The following is a 13,582-nucleotide window of genomic DNA, read 5'->3' as shown; positions in this document are numbered from 1 at the left end:
ACGAAAGGACCGATCATGACCCGCACCCCGAACGCCGCGATCGCCGACCGGTTCCGCACCCTGGCGGACACCCTGACCCGCAACGCCACCCTGCTCTCCACCGCCGGGCTGCCGGAGACCGTGGTGGCCACCCGCGCCACCGTCTACCGCGACGTCGCGGCCCAGCTGCAGCTGCTGGCGCAGGCCGAGCTGGACCAGGCCGCAGGCAACCCGCTGGTCGTGGCGCTGCCGGAGCGGGAAGCCGCGGTGGCGGTGGCACGCCGGTTCGAGCAGCTGGCCGGCCTGCTCGCCGCCAACGCCCGCACCCTCACCACCCGCACCACGGACGCCGTGATGCGGGCCCGCGCCGGGATCTACCGCGACGTCGCGTCCCAGGTCCGGCTGCTGGCCGCCGCTCAGGTCGAGCTGGCCACGGTGCGGGTGCCGGCGCCGACCCGGGCGCCGCTGTCCAACGTGGCGCCGCTGAGCCCGATCGTGGCCCGCGCCGCGGTCCGGGCACCCCGGGTGCGGGCGGTGTTCCTGGAGGCCTTGGTGGCCGCGATCGCCAAGCGCCGCCATCAGGGCTGGTCGGTGGCGCGGCTGACGCTGTGGCTGCGCACCACGCTGCGGGACCCGCAGACCGACGCCGCCCACCCGTGCGCGGACCGCTCGTTCGTCGCCTACGTCACCGCCCTGGTGACCGGTCCGCAGCCGGTCACTCTCGCCGCCTGACCCCACCCCGGTCCGCAACCCCCTATCTGCCAGCACTTCCCTTCGTCGAGAAAGGACCCGTCATGGCTCAGAACGACTCCGGCGCCTGGCACCGCGAGCTGCAGCGCCAGCAGGAAGCCATCGAGAAGGCGCGCCGCGAGGCCAACCAGCCCAACCGGTGACCGCACCCCCGTCTGCCCACCTCGACTGTCCGGAAAGGACGACACGTCATGTCGCTGATCGGCTCACTCGCCGCGAAGATCGCCGCCCGCTTCGATGACCGGGCCCCGGTGTTCTACGCCGCGGACATGGTCACCTTCGCCCTGCGCGGCGGGGTGTGGCACGTGCTGGTGATCCAGCGCGGCGGGAACCCGCACAAGGGCAAACTCGCCCTCCCCGGCGGGCACGTCGACCCCGGCGAGACCGCGCGGGAGGCGGCGGTGCGGGAGCTGGCCGAGGAAACCGGCGTCACCGTGCCCGCCGGTACCGCGGTGCACCAGGTCGGGGTTTTCGACGCTCCCGGCCGCGCCGCCCGGGGCCGGTACGTGACGGTCGCCTACGCGGCCCTCCTGCCGGACGAGGCACCGACCCCGGTCGCCGCCGACGACGCGGCGGCGGCGGACTGGATGCCACTGCGGGTCGCGGTGCGCGTGGCCCGCGCGGGCGGGTTCGCGTTCGACCACGACCGCATCCTCTCCGCCGCGATCGTCCTGTTCGACCTGCGCCGCACCCTCGGAACCGAGCTGGGCTTGTGGGAGGAGTCGTGACACAGATCCGGTTTCCGTTCTCTGTGTGGCTTTACGGCCGGGCGACGCTCGAAGGCTGCTGGGAGTACCGCACCGCCGACCCGTGGGCGGTCACCCTGCACCTGGACGGGCAGCGGTGGATCTTCGCCCGCGATCTGCTCCGTGTCGGGCTGACCGAACCCGCCGGGGACGGTGACGTGCAGGTCATGCCCGACACCGGCGGCAGCGCGGGCCTGCTGAACGTGCTGCTGAGTTCGCCGTCGGGCGCGGTTCGACTGCCGGTGGCCCGCGACACCGTGGCCTCGCTGCTGGAGGCCTCCTACGCCCTGATCCCGGACGGCCGGGAGGCCGAGGGCATCGACTGGGACCACGAGTGGACCCGTCTGGCCGACGACGACGCGACCGGCGCCGCCGCCTGAAACCCGCCCCCTGTAAGGGAAGTGCTTGCCGATGTCCCTCACGACCACGACCGCGACCACGAGCCCGGCCACCGTCGCCGTCACGGATGACGAGCCCTACGACTGGACGTCCTTCAACGCCACGCTGTCGGTGACCACGACAACGGTCCGGATGGCCAACCAGATCGCCAGCGGCGCCTACCACCAGGCCGGGCAGAGCACCCGGCGGCTGGTGCGGCTGCTGCCCGAGGCGCAGTGCCCCGATGATCGGATGCGGCTGCTGTATGTGCTGGCGGCCGAGGAAAACCACCTCGCGGCGCTGTTCCCCGCGGTGCACCCGACCCAGCCGCAGCGCTGGCAGGACGGGGTGTCCGCGCACCAGCTGGCCGGCGAGGTCGCCGGGATGATCGCCACCGCCGAAGAGGCCATCGCCTCCCGCCAGCCCTACCGGCCGGGCGGGTTCGAGCTGGAAACCGGCTACGTCGCCGACCTGATGAACCACTACCCGCACTACCCGGCCCCGGCCGAGCGCGCCGCCGTGGTCGACGCGCTGGGCCGGCACCTGGCCGCGCACGGCTACCCGGCCCGCGCGGTCGAGCTGGCCGACGACATCGCGGCCGGGCTGCGCGTCGCCGCGGTGTTCGGTAACCGCGCTCCCGCCTTCCCGGCCCCGTGAGCCCGGTGGAGTCCTTGCCCCGGACGGATCTGCGGCAGGACTTCGCCGGACAGCGCGAGGTGAGCATGGCCAGGGCCGCCACGAGCGGCCGCAGGCACTTCACCCTCACGGCCGGGACGATCGATGCCGACGCCGTCGAGTTCTTCGGCAACGGGTTCTGCTGGTTCCTGGCCGGGGCCGTGCATTCGATGACCGGCTGGGATCTCGTCGACATCAGGCGCCGCAGTCCCGGTGACGGCGCCTTCGTGCCCTGCCACGTCGCCGTCATGACGCCGGCGGGCAAGATCCTCGACATCTTCGGCCACCGCAGCGTCGAGCAGGTGCGCGGGCTGTATCTAGCCCGCGACGACGTCGCCGACATCCGGATGCGCACCGTACGCGGCTCGGACTTCGCCGCCGACATCCTGCAGGCCGGCGAGGACACCCGCGGCGATACCCGTTGGTGGGAAAAGGAATTCGACAACCACGCCCGCCAGTCGGTGCTGCTGCACTTCGTCCGGCTGATCCTCGCCCGCAGCGGCTACCGCGACCGCATCCGCCCTGAAGCTCAACCGCCGCAACCCGCACCGTCCACGCCGACCACAGGAGGAACACCCATGGCAACCAACGCCGAGCTCGCCGGTCAGCTCGAAGAGATGAGCCACGGCGAGCACATCCAGGGCGCCGCCAGCGGCCTGACTCACGCGGACACCGAGCTGGGCTTGCTCGCGCAGCAGGCGGCGACGGCGCTTTCCGAAGGTGAGTCCGCGCAGGCCGTCGGGGGCGCGATCCAGAACGCCCGCAGCGGCATCGCCGACCTGACCAGGTTGCTCGTGACCGTGCAAAAAGCCCTTGAGGACGCCGCCGCCAAGATGCGGCAGGTCTAGCGAGCCGACGGCCACGCCGCCCGCCAATCCACCCGCCGTCACACGCCACTGTCGGGAAAGGACACCCGCGCGATGAGCCACGACCGCCGCTACCCGATTCCTGCCCCTGCCGAGGACGCCCGGTTCACCTTCGGTCTGGTCCTCGACCTCGCCGACGTCCTGCACCGCCACGGCTACCCGAAGATCACGTCGGGGGACGACTTCGTGGAGCTGCAGCAAGCCGTGTGGCGGTTTCTCTACACCACCGACACCGCCACGGCCGTCCCGGAGACGGCCGCCGACCGGCCGGGCGTCGACCCGGCCAGTGAGGAGTGCTGAGCATGACCGACGACAACCGGACCCCGGCCGAGACCATGGACGACTGGGCCGACCGCGCCGCCGAGATGGCCACGGAATTCCCGCACGCGGCCGGCCACTACCGCACCGTCAGCCGCTACTGGCGCGAGGGCGCCGCGCAGGCCCGCGAGGTGCAGCCGTGACACCCACATCGGACAACCCGAACCCGATCCCGGACACCGCGGCGGAAACGGTGCTGCTGCTGCGCCGCCTGGTCGAGCGCAACGGCACCTGGGCGCTGTGCAAGGTCTTCGCCGCCCTCGCGTTGTGGCTCGGGTTGCACCTGACCCGAGCTGCGCTGGTGCTGGTGGTGCGGATCCTGACCTGGGCCATGGCCCGCGCCGACCGCTACGCCACCACCGCGGTGCTGACCCCGCCGACGGGGCGGGTGAACCACTACTTCGACGCCCACAACGCCCACGACTACGACGCGCACCACTTCGAACCCACCACCAGCCCGATGGCCGGCCACGGCCCGCCGGGACCCCGCACGCACTGGGAGCACGCACATGCCTGACATCAACCACCCCGCCGCCCGCGTCGCCATCCGCCACGCCCGCAACGAGCATCTGCGCAGCGCGCTGTCCGACGTGATCGCCGGACTCGTCTGGATCGGCCTGCTGCTGCTGGCCAACCGGATCGGGTTCGGGACCTGGACCCCGCAGTGGTGGCTGGCCGCGCTGGCCGGCGTGCTGCTGCCCTCGGTCGGTGCGGGCGCGCTCGACCTGATGGCGATCACCACGGGCCGGACGACGTTCACCGTCGAGCTGCCTGACGGCTCGATCACCGAGACCAGGGAGGTGCCGCGGGGATGAGCCGAGACGAACGCTGCCGGACCCGTCAGGAAACGGCCGTGGCGTGGGCGGGAAGCCACGCGGTCGAGCTGGCGGGGGTCGGCGTGCCGCTGGTCGCCGGGGCGGTGTGGTGGCCGTGGTTCGACCTGATCTCCGGCCTGGCGGCTGCGCTGTGGGCGGCCAACGAAATCCGGCTGCACCGCACCACCCGCACCGCCCGGCAGGCCGTGGTGACCACGCCGCCGCCCGCGCGCCAGCTGAGCACCGCCACCGCCCCCGAGACGGGCGTGCCGCAGGACACCAACCGGAAGGAGGCCAAGGCATGAGCACCACCACCAGCGACCACGACGACGACGGCGGGGAGTTCTCCCGCGGGCTGGCCGCCCTGGAACACCACCTCGCCACCACCGCCCCGACCCCGGCCCACGTGCCGGCGGGGGAGAACGACGAACTCGAGGACGGCCCGGAGCCGGACGAGGGGGAGGGCATGACCCGACGGGTGCGGCGCCGGGTGGCCGAGCACGCCGAGGCGCACCGCCTGATGGTCTTGGAGACCGACACCGCGCCGTTCGAGGTCACCACCGACAAGGTCCGCTCGCGACGCAAGGCGGTCGAGCAGGCCGCCGCGCTGTGGCGCCTCGACCGCGACCCGCGGGTGCTGGCCTACCGCGACGCCCGGGTGCGGCGGCTGGTGCTGGGGGTGGCGCTGGTGTCGTTGACGCTGGCGCTGGGCTGGTCGACGGCCGGGGTGCAGGCGTTCGCGGCCGAGGGCGCCCCGGCGGGCAGCCCGCGGTGGTGGTTCGCGTGGCTGGCCGAGCCGTTCTGCTCGCTGGCGCTGCTGATGGTGGTGGCCGGCCGGGCGTATCTGACCACCCGCGGCCAGCCGCTGCACGACAAGGCGGTCGACCGCACGGAGTGGGTGTTCCTCGGCCTGACGCTGGGGATGAACGCCTGGCCGCACCTGCCCGGCGTCGCTGCCGACTTCACGGTGTCGAGCCTGGTGCTGCACCTGCTCGGCCCGGTCGTCGCCGTCGCGGTCGTGCGGTGCCTGCCGCGGCTGCTGTCCGCGTTCGCCGGGCTCGCCCTGCCCGGCGCCACTGCGGCGGCGGCCCCGGCCGCGGCGAGGGGGGAGGACCGGGCCGGGGCCGCCGGCCGGGATCGTAGCCAGCCCGCGGTGGCGTCCGCATCGCCTGAACCGGTCACCGCCACGACCACCTCGGCCGTGGCCGACGTGGCATCGGCGAGCACCACCGCGACGGCCGCGGGTACCCGGCCGGCCCCGGCCCGCCGGACGCCTCCGGTCCGCCGGTCGGCGCGCACGACGATCCCGGAGCCCAAGCGACGCAGCGCCGAGCAGCTGCGCGAGGAGTTCACTGCGGCGGTCCAGAACCGGCCCGCCGGGTTCGACCCGACCAATGCCGAGTCCATCCGCCGCACCCTCAAGTGCGGCAAGGGCCCGGCCACGAAGTTGCGCGACCAGTACATCGGCGACCGCCAGAGCGGCGGGCGCGACTAGACCCACCCGCATCCCGGGCAGGGTCGGACCCACCTTGCCCCGGAGACCCGGGTATGTCGGTGGGTTCGGTCCTGCCCGCGTGCTGCGCCAGTCCACGCACGAAAGGGCATCACCACGATGAACCCCACCGACCACGACGACCACACGACCACCGCCCCCGGCACCCGCCCCGAGTCCAGCGAGTCCGCCCGTGTCGAGTCCGCCGGGTCGGCGGGGGAACTGGCCACCGTCCACCCGCTGCGTTCCCGCCCCGACCAGCACCAGTCCACCGGACCGGACGCGGTCGAGTCCGGCCCCCACGTCGTCGAAGGCGTGATCGTCTCCGACGAGGAATGGCGCCTCTACACCGACCAGAAAGCGCAGCGGGACTGGCGCCTGGCCGAGTACCGCAAACAGATGATGTGGGTCGGCACGACCGCGAAAACCGCGGTCACCCACGACCGGACCGTGTCCACCCTCAAGTTCGTCGGCCGCAACGTGCTGGTCTACCCGACGCTCGGGGCCGCGGCGGCGTGCAAGCGGTGGCGCGACACGCACGGGTCCAGCCGCTACGAGCGGATGATGCGCGCGGCGGAGATCGCCGGGGACCACGAGAAGCTGGCCGAGTGGGAGGCCCGCGACGTGGCCGAGAAGCAACGTCGCCACGACCGGTCGATGGACTGGATCCGCTCCCCGTGGCAGCTGGCCAAGGCCGTCGCCCTGACCACCGTGTCGGTGGCGGTGCTGCTGCTGGTCCTGGGGATGATCCTGTGGATCGGGGGCAAGGGCGGGGTGCTGGACCCGCTGATCGGGGTGATCGACGCGATCGCGTTCTGCGTGTGGTTCCTGGTCACCTACGGCGTGTTCCTCGCCGTCGCCGGGACCGCGGGCGTGCTGACCTGGCTGTGGAACCTCGGCCGGACCTCGCAGGCGGTCCCGCAGCTGTTCCGCCCGGCCTCGGCGCGGCTGGTCGACGACGTCATCATCACCCCGTCGATTGTCGTCACCGCCTTGCGTGACCTGCGGATTTCCGAGCTGCGCCGCAAGATCGAGCTGATGGAGGACGGCGGCGCCGCGATGCTCGGTCCGATCCGGCTGGCCGGCTGCGGGGTGGAGTTCGACGTCCATCTCCCGTCCGGTGTGGACACCGAGGAGGTCAAGCGCAAGCGCCGGAAGCTGGCGGAGAACATGGGCCGCCACGAGCACGAGGTGTTCCTGTCCACCCCGCCGTCCCCGCGCACGATCCGGGTCTGGGCCGCGGACTCCGGTGAGCTGGACAAGCCGATCGGGCCGTCGCCGCTGGTCACGGACCCGACCACCGCCGCCGACCTCTACAACGGCCGGGCCCCGTGGGGCGTAGACCTGCGCGGGGACGCGGTGCTGATGTTCCTGCTGCAGTGCCACCTGCTGATGACCGGCCTGTCCAAGCAGGGCAAGACGGCGTCGCTGCGCGCTTTGGCGTTGTGGCTGGTCCTGGACCCGTCAGTGCAGCTGCACATCGCCGACCTCAAGGGCATCGGCGACTGGCGAATGTTCAAGCCGGTCGCCGAAACCCTGATCGAAGGCCCCACCGATTCCCACTGCATTCGGGCCACTGAGCTGCTGGAATGGGGTGTCGAGGAGATGGAGAAGCGGCTGCTGGCCTTCGACGGCGACAAGTACCGCAACGGCGTCCCCCGCGAGCTGGCCAAGCGCGGCGGCCCGTTCGAACCGATCGTGATCCTGGTCGACGAGGCGCAGAACGCTTTCATGAACCCGGCCAAGGACGACACGAAGAAGCCCTACGGCGGGCAGACCAACGAGTCCCGGTACTTCATGGCCGCCCGCAAGATCCAGAATCAGGGCCGGGCGGTGAATGTGGTGCTGTGGCAGGGAACCCAGGACCCGACCGACCAGAACCTGCCGAAGCTGGTCCGCGAAGGCGCCCACATCCGGGCCGCACTGGCGCTGGGTACCGAGTCGCAGTCGCGGATGGCGGTCGGGGACAAGGCGGTCGACGGGGGCGCGGCGCCGCACGAACTGCGCTCTGGCCTGGACAAAGGCACGTTGGTGGTGTCCGGGGAAGGGGTTCCGCTCCCGGCCGGCCAGTCGTCGATGACCGTGCGCACGCACTTCATCGACGGTGACGACGCCGCCAAGGTGATTGAACGCGCCGTCGCCATCCGCGGCGGCGCAACGGCCGGAAAACCGCAGGTCGAAGCCGCTCCTGAGGTTCGGGATGTGCTCGACGACGTGGCCGAGGTTCTGGCCGGCCGCGACCTCAAGGCCACCGATGTCGCGGCTTTGCTGCGCAAGCTCGCTCCGGGCTACACGGCCTACGCCGACCTGACCGGCAAGGCCGTGAAGGAACTGCTGGAAAACGAGGGCTGCCCGGTCCGCCGCAAGGACGGGATCGTCACTGTCAGTGCTCGATACGTGGCCGACGCCGTCGCCGACCGCGGCACCACCGAGGGCGCGTAACCCACACCCGCCTTCAGGCGAAAAACAGCCGTTTTCGCGGCTGCCGCAAGCCGACGCACTTCGCGCACTTCATGCCCTTCACGCGTTGAATTCGCAGGTCAAGCCCAGGGCGTCGGGCAAGTGCGCCGGGAAGTGCATATGCACTTCCCGGCGACCGACACCCTCGGCCGCGCACTTGCCACGCCCTTGGCTTCGCGCTGCTCGCCGCACAGCAGATATGTCACACACGGTTACAACCCTGGAGGTTGTCATGGGTTTGTTCAGCTCGCCCGACACCCGCGAGCGCCGCGCCGAACGCGAGCGGCGGGAGACCGAGGCGATGCGCGCGGTGGCCGCGCACGAGGTCGGTCACGCGATCGGCTGCGCCGCCGCCGGGATCACCGTGCAACAGGTGCGCCTGACCCGCACTGGCGGACAGGTCGTGCACGCCGAGATCGACACCACCGACCGGTCCGCCGTCGATGGCGCTCTGGTGATGACGCTGGCCGGGTGGGCGGCCGGAGCCGAGTGGGCCCACCGCCACCACGGCATGTCTCGCTCCGCAGCGCAGTCCTGGGCCCGCAACGGTGCGCGCGCGGACTGGGCCGAGTTCCGCCGGATGCGCCGCCACGGCTCGCGCAGCGGCGGCTGGTACGAGCGCGAAGCGCAGAAGCTGGTGCGGGCCAACTGGTCGCGCATCGAGCGCTACGTCGGCCACCTGCTGCGCACCGGCACCTTGCCGGGCAGCCACTTCAACTAGCCCCGCCCGCCGGCCGACGCCCGGCGAGGACCCAGCAACTGCAGTACCCGAAACGGCCGCCGGACCGGTGGCCGGCGCTTGTCATGCCCTGCCGGTCCGGCGACGCCCACCACCCCGACCGACCACAAAGGAGCTTCGCCATGTTCCTGTCTCCGCCCGACCTCTCGACCACCGACCTGTACGCGTGCCTGCGGGTGCACAGCCCGGCCGTGCTGACCGCGCTGGACGGCGCGATCCTCGCGGTCGGCATCACCCGCCCGGCCGCCGCGCTCGACATGATCCGCGACGCCGCCCCCGGCGGGCTGGTCCCGACCCGGCACGACGCGCGCACGTTCCGGCTGCGCTGGTTCGCCTACACCCACCCTGCAGCCCCCGGCCACTCGGTGACCCGCCCGGCCGGGCCGACCGAGGACGGCGCGTTCCCGGTCGTCATCTGGCGAGCCGAGGACCAGGCGCTCGCCCGGACCATCACCGGCACCCGCGCCACGGTGCCCGCGATGGCGGTGGCGGCATGACCTCCAACGACTCCGGCGCCTGGCACGACGAACTGCAGCGCCAGCAGGAAGAAGCCCAGCGCAGGCAGCGCGAAGCCGCGCAGAAAGCTGGAACCAAGTGATGATCAACCGCGCGGTCGCCGCGCTCGTCCTCACCGCCGCCGTCGCCGCGACCCCGGCCGGATGCCACGGCGCGACTGTCGGCGGCGGGACCACGGTCGCCGCCGTCGGCGACCATCCGGCGACGCGGGCCGACGTCGGCGTGGCGCGCCGCGACCTGGCCGCGCTGCGGGTGGCGGCCGAGGACACCGGCAACCACTACCGCCGCGCCGACTGGCCGCACTGGGACCAGGTCGGCGGTGGCTGCGACGCCCGGGAGAACGCGCTGCGCACCCAAGGCGCAGGCGTCACCACCGGCGCGGGCTGCCGGATCACGGGCGGCACGTGGGTGTCCCCGTACGACGGGGTCACGGTCACGACGCCGGGCGTGCTGGACATCGACCACGCGGTGCCGCTGGCCGAGGCCGCGCGGTCCGGCACCCGCGGCTGGTCCCGGGCGCAGCGGGAGCGCTACGCCAACGACCCGGCCGTGCTGGTCGCGGTCACCGCGACGTCCAACCGCAGCAAGGGCGACCAGGACCCCGCCCGCTGGCTGCCCGCCCTCGACCACTGCGGATACGTCGCCCGCTGGGTCACGGTGAAACACCGCTACGGCATGACGCTCGACCGGGCCGAACGCGCCGCCATCACGTCCGTGCTCAACCGCTGCTGACCACCCCGATTCTGTCCTGAAAGGGCGGCCCGATGAATCCCCGCATGTACACCGAAGTCGCGTCCGCGCCCGGTCTGTGGTTCGCCGCGCTGCAGCCGCCGCACGGCACGACGCACGACTCCGTGGCGGACGCACTCACCAACGCCGCCACGGCGCAAGTCCCGGTGTCGGCGCTGGTCGACGACGACCGCGAGGGCGTCAACGAGGTGATCCTCACCCGGGACCCGAGCATCACCCACGGCACCCCGGCCACCGCCGACTGCGCCGACGCCGCCCGCGCCCTGGCCGACGCGCACGGCTGGGAATACCGCATGGGCTTCGGCACCGCCGCCGGCGCAGCCGTCGGAGTCGACGGCACCGCGGCCGGGGTGATCGTGCTGATGGGGTTGCGGGAGCGCTACTTCCGCGGCGCCACCTCCTACAGCGTCCTGGACGTGCACGACGGGCTCGCCCACCACGGCGTCACCGAGTACCAGCTGCGTTCCGGCTGGCTGTTCTCCGCCCGCCACCTCGGCCACGGCGTCCGCACCCACGACGAACCCGCCACCCTGCTCAGCGTCGCGGCGGCCGACCTCGACGCGGTGGCGGACGTCGCGTTCTCGTTCGGGCAGATGCGGCTGATCGTGGCCGACCTGGCCCACGACCGCACCTATGTGCTGCGCCAGCCCATCGAGCACACCGCCCACCTCTCCTAACCCCGCATCCAGGCGGTGACCGGCGATGGCGGAGAAGTACCGCGCGGCCGAGATCACCGCGTGGCTGACCGAGCACGACAACACCGACGCCACCACAGCCCGCCGCGCCGGGCGCGCGGTCGCCGGGGCGTGGAACCGCCAGGAGTTCTACGCCTCGGCCACCTATCCCGCGCTTGTGGCGCTGCTGCGCGCGGGGGGTCAACCGCCGTCGGATGTGGACCGGCTGGCCGGGCGGCTGGCGCGGGCGTTCGGGGCGCACCTGCACGACGTCGCGGCCTGGGATCCCCGGCCCGACTGGCGAAAGGAGATCGGCGCATGACGAGTGAGGCGCAACGCGCCCGATTGGAGGCGGTGGCCCTGGAGATGGCTGGCAGAGGGTGGGCGGTGTTCCCGATCATGCCCGGCCGCAAGTGGCCGCCCGCCTGGCACACCAAGGACAACTGCGCCGGCCGGGGCCCGTGCGCCGCGGGGCACGTCACGCCGGAGTCGCTGGCCACCACCGACCCGGAGGTGATCGCCCGGGTGTGGTCGCGCGCGCCGTACAACGTCGCGGTGTTCCCCGGTAAGTCCGGGCTGCACGTCGTCGACTGCGACGTCCGCAAGCCCGACGAACCCGCCGGTCCCGACGGCTGGGCCGAGCTGCAGGAGCTGGCTGCCCGCCGGGGCGGCCCGCTGCCCGACACCTGGACCACGACGACTCCGAGCACCGGCCGGCAACTGTGGTTCCAGACGCCGCCGGGGTGCCGGCTGGCGTCCACGGTCAAGCACATCGCGGGTCACGTCGACACCCGCGGCTGGGGCGGCTACGCCCTCGCGCCGGGGTCGGTGCGCGCCGACGGCGCGTACGAGCTGTTCGACGACACCGACCCGACGCAGCTGGCGGCGTGGTTGGTCCAGGCCAACGTCGAACGTGCGCCCACGGCCGTGTCAGGGCGACGTGAGAAGGCCGTAGCCGCCCCGGACGCCTACATCTCAGCGGCGGTGCGCGGCGAGGTCGACCGCGTCGTGTCGGCGCGATCAGGGACCCGCAACCGGGTTCTCTCGACCGCCGCCTACGCGCTGGGCCAGCTGGTCGGCGCCGGGCTGCTGGACGAGACCTACGCCCGCACCGAACTGCGGGCCGCGGTCGCCACCTGGAACACCCCCGACTCGTGGGTCAAGGACGACGGGGTGATCGACACCGCGATGCGAGCAGGTGCGGACAACCCGCGCCGCGCCAAGCCGCGATCCGGCACCCGCCGGGCCGCCTGACCGCAGGAAGGAATCGAGTGCCATGACCGCCACCCTCGACCGCCACCACGACGCACACCCCAACCCCGACCCGATGCCGGACGCCGCGACCGCGCTGACCGCCGGGTCGCTCGCGTTCTCCGACGGCTCCGTGCCGATGACCGGCGAAGCCACCATCGTGCCCGGGCTGGCCCTGACCCCTGCCGTGTCGGGCAGGCCGCTGCGCTACACCGGCCGGTGGACGCTGACCCACACCGGTTCGGGGCTGTCGCTGACCTTTCCGGCGTCGCTGCCCTACACCCGCGAGGCCGCGGTGTGGCTGCGCGGCGCGGCCGTCGACTGGACCCGCCCCTACGAGCAGATCCGCGCCGACGACACGACCCGCCGCGTGGGATACCAGCTGCGGATCGCGATGGAGCACGCGCAGCTCGACCGCCGCCCGCTGGTGTTCGCCCGGACGTCGTGGGTGCAGGTTCCGCCGCGGTGGCGGGTGTGGGTCACCGGGAACCCGACCGAGGCGTCGTACGAGGCGTGGCAGTCGGTGGAGGCGGTGGCCGGGATGGTCTGCACCTGGCCCGACCCGCCGTACGACTGGATGAACCCCGACGCGGTGATCCGCCGGGACCAGACCTCGCCGGGCTGGGCACTGCAGTGCGCCGCGCACGGCTGCACCGACGGGCACGCCTGGTACGCCGACACCGTCGGCGAGCACGACGGGACCGCCGTCGACACCCGCACCGAGCTGAGCAAGGTCGCGGCCGAAGACGGCTGGCTCGCCCACGACCGCCACCACTGGACCTGTCCCGGCTGCACCCGCGACCACCACTGACCACAAAGGACACCGAGGAGGAGAGCCGATGGCCGCCATCGTGCACCGCTGTGCCTGCGGGCACCTGGACAGCTTCCACACCGACTTCCCCACCAAGGACGACACCCGGCCCTGTATCGCGGCCGGCTGTGCCTGCGCCGACGTCGACCCCGGCGCTCCCGAGGTCATCCCGACCTGGCGGGCGGCCAGCCCGACCGCGCTGGCGACGCTCGACCCGGTCCTGATCGAGCCCGGCACCCTCGACGGCCCCGGGATCGGCCGGCTGTGCGACTGCGAGGACTGCTGGTCGCTCTACAACACCGCCACCGCCGCCGGACAGGCCGCCTGACGTCACCGACCACAGAGGACACGAGAAAGGGCCG

The 13,582-nt window shown here is 72.8% G+C and carries 20 protein-coding genes; all 20 read left to right on the top strand.

The window, feature by feature from the left end; translation table 11 throughout:
• Nucleotides 1-15 precede the first annotated feature (15 nt).
• The 20 genes from OHS18_RS41925 (at nucleotide 16) to OHS18_RS41830 (ending at nucleotide 13,548) form a co-directional block, all read left to right on the top strand.
• Nucleotides 16-711: a hypothetical protein gene (locus OHS18_RS41925; RefSeq protein WP_328614535.1), complete on the top strand. Its 696-nt coding sequence runs from the start codon at nucleotides 16-18 to the stop codon at nucleotides 709-711.
• Nucleotides 712-920: 209 nt separating this feature from the next.
• Nucleotides 921-1,457, top strand: coding sequence for an NUDIX hydrolase (locus OHS18_RS41920; protein WP_328614534.1), 537 nt, complete (start codon nucleotides 921-923; stop codon nucleotides 1,455-1,457).
• Nucleotides 1,454-1,855, top strand: a complete 402-nt coding sequence (locus tag OHS18_RS41915) for an SsgA family sporulation/cell division regulator (protein WP_328614533.1) — start codon at nucleotides 1,454-1,456, stop codon at nucleotides 1,853-1,855. Before OHS18_RS41920 ends, OHS18_RS41915 begins: the two co-directional genes overlap by 4 nt.
• A 31-nt stretch (nucleotides 1,856-1,886) precedes the next feature.
• Nucleotides 1,887-2,510, top strand: a complete 624-nt coding sequence (locus tag OHS18_RS41910) for a hypothetical protein (protein ID WP_328614532.1) — start codon at nucleotides 1,887-1,889, stop codon at nucleotides 2,508-2,510.
• Nucleotides 2,507-3,376 (top strand): hypothetical protein, encoded by an 870-nt coding sequence (locus tag OHS18_RS41905; protein ID WP_328614531.1) that lies wholly within the window; start codon nucleotides 2,507-2,509, stop codon nucleotides 3,374-3,376. Before OHS18_RS41910 ends, OHS18_RS41905 begins: the two co-directional genes overlap by 4 nt.
• A gap of 72 nt (nucleotides 3,377-3,448) precedes the next feature.
• A complete protein-coding gene (locus OHS18_RS41900) occupies nucleotides 3,449-3,694 on the top strand; it encodes a hypothetical protein (RefSeq protein WP_328614530.1) in 246 nt (81 codons plus the stop codon).
• Nucleotides 3,695-3,696: 2 nt separating this feature from the next.
• Entirely contained in the window at nucleotides 3,697-3,855 is a 159-nt protein-coding gene (locus tag OHS18_RS41895) for a hypothetical protein (RefSeq protein ID WP_328614529.1), read from the top strand.
• Nucleotides 3,852-4,229: a hypothetical protein gene (locus OHS18_RS41890; protein WP_328614528.1), complete on the top strand. Its 378-nt coding sequence runs from the start codon at nucleotides 3,852-3,854 to the stop codon at nucleotides 4,227-4,229. The genes OHS18_RS41895 and OHS18_RS41890 overlap by 4 nt, the downstream gene beginning before the upstream one ends.
• The gene (locus tag OHS18_RS41885; RefSeq protein ID WP_328614527.1) at nucleotides 4,222-4,527 is read left to right on the top strand and encodes a hypothetical protein; all 306 of its coding nucleotides are present in this window, start codon (nucleotides 4,222-4,224) and stop codon (nucleotides 4,525-4,527) included. Before OHS18_RS41890 ends, OHS18_RS41885 begins: the two co-directional genes overlap by 8 nt.
• Nucleotides 4,524-4,832, top strand: a complete 309-nt coding sequence (locus OHS18_RS41880; RefSeq protein ID WP_328614526.1) for a conjugal transfer protein TraH — start codon at nucleotides 4,524-4,526, stop codon at nucleotides 4,830-4,832. The genes OHS18_RS41885 and OHS18_RS41880 overlap by 4 nt, the downstream gene beginning before the upstream one ends.
• On the top strand, nucleotides 4,829-6,022 hold the full coding sequence (locus OHS18_RS41875; protein WP_328614525.1) for a conjugal transfer protein TraI: 1,194 nt from the start codon (nucleotides 4,829-4,831) through the stop codon (nucleotides 6,020-6,022). The genes OHS18_RS41880 and OHS18_RS41875 overlap by 4 nt, the downstream gene beginning before the upstream one ends.
• Before the next feature lie 117 nt (nucleotides 6,023-6,139).
• Nucleotides 6,140-8,461, top strand: coding sequence for an FtsK/SpoIIIE domain-containing protein (locus OHS18_RS41870; protein ID WP_328614524.1), 2,322 nt, complete (start codon nucleotides 6,140-6,142; stop codon nucleotides 8,459-8,461).
• A 250-nt stretch (nucleotides 8,462-8,711) separates the two neighbouring features.
• Complete coding sequence (locus tag OHS18_RS41865; RefSeq protein ID WP_328614523.1) at nucleotides 8,712-9,200, top strand: hypothetical protein; 489 nt, start codon at nucleotides 8,712-8,714, stop codon at nucleotides 9,198-9,200.
• A gap of 140 nt (nucleotides 9,201-9,340) precedes the next feature.
• Entirely contained in the window at nucleotides 9,341-9,715 is a 375-nt protein-coding gene (locus tag OHS18_RS41860) for a hypothetical protein (RefSeq protein WP_328614522.1), read from the top strand.
• A 100-nt stretch (nucleotides 9,716-9,815) separates the two neighbouring features.
• Nucleotides 9,816-10,466, top strand: coding sequence for an HNH endonuclease family protein (locus tag OHS18_RS41855; protein WP_328614521.1), 651 nt, complete (start codon nucleotides 9,816-9,818; stop codon nucleotides 10,464-10,466).
• Between the two features lie 32 nt (nucleotides 10,467-10,498).
• Nucleotides 10,499-11,161 (top strand): hypothetical protein, encoded by a 663-nt coding sequence (locus OHS18_RS41850; protein WP_328614520.1) that lies wholly within the window; start codon nucleotides 10,499-10,501, stop codon nucleotides 11,159-11,161.
• A 25-nt stretch (nucleotides 11,162-11,186) separates the two neighbouring features.
• Nucleotides 11,187-11,480 carry a hypothetical protein gene (locus OHS18_RS41845; RefSeq protein ID WP_328614519.1) on the top strand — a complete coding sequence of 98 codons (294 nt, stop codon included), beginning with the start codon at nucleotides 11,187-11,189 and terminating at the stop codon, nucleotides 11,478-11,480.
• The gene (locus OHS18_RS41840) at nucleotides 11,477-12,412 is read left to right on the top strand and encodes a bifunctional DNA primase/polymerase (RefSeq protein ID WP_328614518.1); all 936 of its coding nucleotides are present in this window, start codon (nucleotides 11,477-11,479) and stop codon (nucleotides 12,410-12,412) included. The genes OHS18_RS41845 and OHS18_RS41840 overlap by 4 nt, the downstream gene beginning before the upstream one ends.
• A gap of 22 nt (nucleotides 12,413-12,434) precedes the next feature.
• Nucleotides 12,435-13,220, top strand: coding sequence for a hypothetical protein (locus OHS18_RS41835; protein WP_328614517.1), 786 nt, complete (start codon nucleotides 12,435-12,437; stop codon nucleotides 13,218-13,220).
• Nucleotides 13,221-13,248: 28 nt separating this feature from the next.
• Entirely contained in the window at nucleotides 13,249-13,548 is a 300-nt protein-coding gene (locus tag OHS18_RS41830; protein ID WP_328614516.1) for a hypothetical protein, read from the top strand.
• The last annotated feature ends 34 nt before the right edge of the window (nucleotides 13,549-13,582 follow it).

This window comes from Amycolatopsis sp. NBC_00355 (assembly GCF_036104975.1).
GTDB lineage: Bacteria > Actinomycetota > Actinomycetes > Mycobacteriales > Pseudonocardiaceae > Amycolatopsis.
The sequence above is the reverse complement of the archived record's forward strand: the minus strand, read 5'-3'. Positions and strand labels throughout refer to the sequence as shown.

Excerpts from the sequence above, each read along its gene's own strand:
- OHS18_RS41925 (WP_328614535.1), top strand. The coding sequence starts at position 16 with ATGACCCGCACCCCGAACGCCGCGATCGCCGACCGGTTCCGCACCCTG.
- OHS18_RS41920 (WP_328614534.1), top strand. The coding sequence starts at position 921 with ATGTCGCTGATCGGCTCACTCGCCGCGAAGATCGCCGCCCGCTTCGAT.
- OHS18_RS41910 (WP_328614532.1), top strand. The coding sequence starts at position 1,887 with ATGTCCCTCACGACCACGACCGCGACCACGAGCCCGGCCACCGTCGCC.
- OHS18_RS41900 (WP_328614530.1), top strand. The coding sequence starts at position 3,449 with ATGAGCCACGACCGCCGCTACCCGATTCCTGCCCCTGCCGAGGACGCC.
- OHS18_RS41895 (WP_328614529.1), top strand. The coding sequence starts at position 3,697 with ATGACCGACGACAACCGGACCCCGGCCGAGACCATGGACGACTGGGCC.
- OHS18_RS41885 (WP_328614527.1), top strand. The coding sequence starts at position 4,222 with ATGCCTGACATCAACCACCCCGCCGCCCGCGTCGCCATCCGCCACGCC.
- OHS18_RS41880 (WP_328614526.1), top strand. The coding sequence starts at position 4,524 with ATGAGCCGAGACGAACGCTGCCGGACCCGTCAGGAAACGGCCGTGGCG.
- OHS18_RS41875 (WP_328614525.1), top strand. The coding sequence starts at position 4,829 with ATGAGCACCACCACCAGCGACCACGACGACGACGGCGGGGAGTTCTCC.
- OHS18_RS41870 (WP_328614524.1), top strand. The coding sequence starts at position 6,140 with ATGAACCCCACCGACCACGACGACCACACGACCACCGCCCCCGGCACC.
- OHS18_RS41865 (WP_328614523.1), top strand. The coding sequence starts at position 8,712 with ATGGGTTTGTTCAGCTCGCCCGACACCCGCGAGCGCCGCGCCGAACGC.
- OHS18_RS41860 (WP_328614522.1), top strand. The coding sequence starts at position 9,341 with ATGTTCCTGTCTCCGCCCGACCTCTCGACCACCGACCTGTACGCGTGC.
- OHS18_RS41855 (WP_328614521.1), top strand. The coding sequence starts at position 9,816 with ATGATCAACCGCGCGGTCGCCGCGCTCGTCCTCACCGCCGCCGTCGCC.
- OHS18_RS41850 (WP_328614520.1), top strand. The coding sequence starts at position 10,499 with ATGAATCCCCGCATGTACACCGAAGTCGCGTCCGCGCCCGGTCTGTGG.
- OHS18_RS41845 (WP_328614519.1), top strand. The coding sequence starts at position 11,187 with ATGGCGGAGAAGTACCGCGCGGCCGAGATCACCGCGTGGCTGACCGAG.
- OHS18_RS41840 (WP_328614518.1), top strand. The coding sequence starts at position 11,477 with ATGACGAGTGAGGCGCAACGCGCCCGATTGGAGGCGGTGGCCCTGGAG.
- OHS18_RS41835 (WP_328614517.1), top strand. The coding sequence starts at position 12,435 with ATGACCGCCACCCTCGACCGCCACCACGACGCACACCCCAACCCCGAC.
- OHS18_RS41830 (WP_328614516.1), top strand. The coding sequence starts at position 13,249 with ATGGCCGCCATCGTGCACCGCTGTGCCTGCGGGCACCTGGACAGCTTC.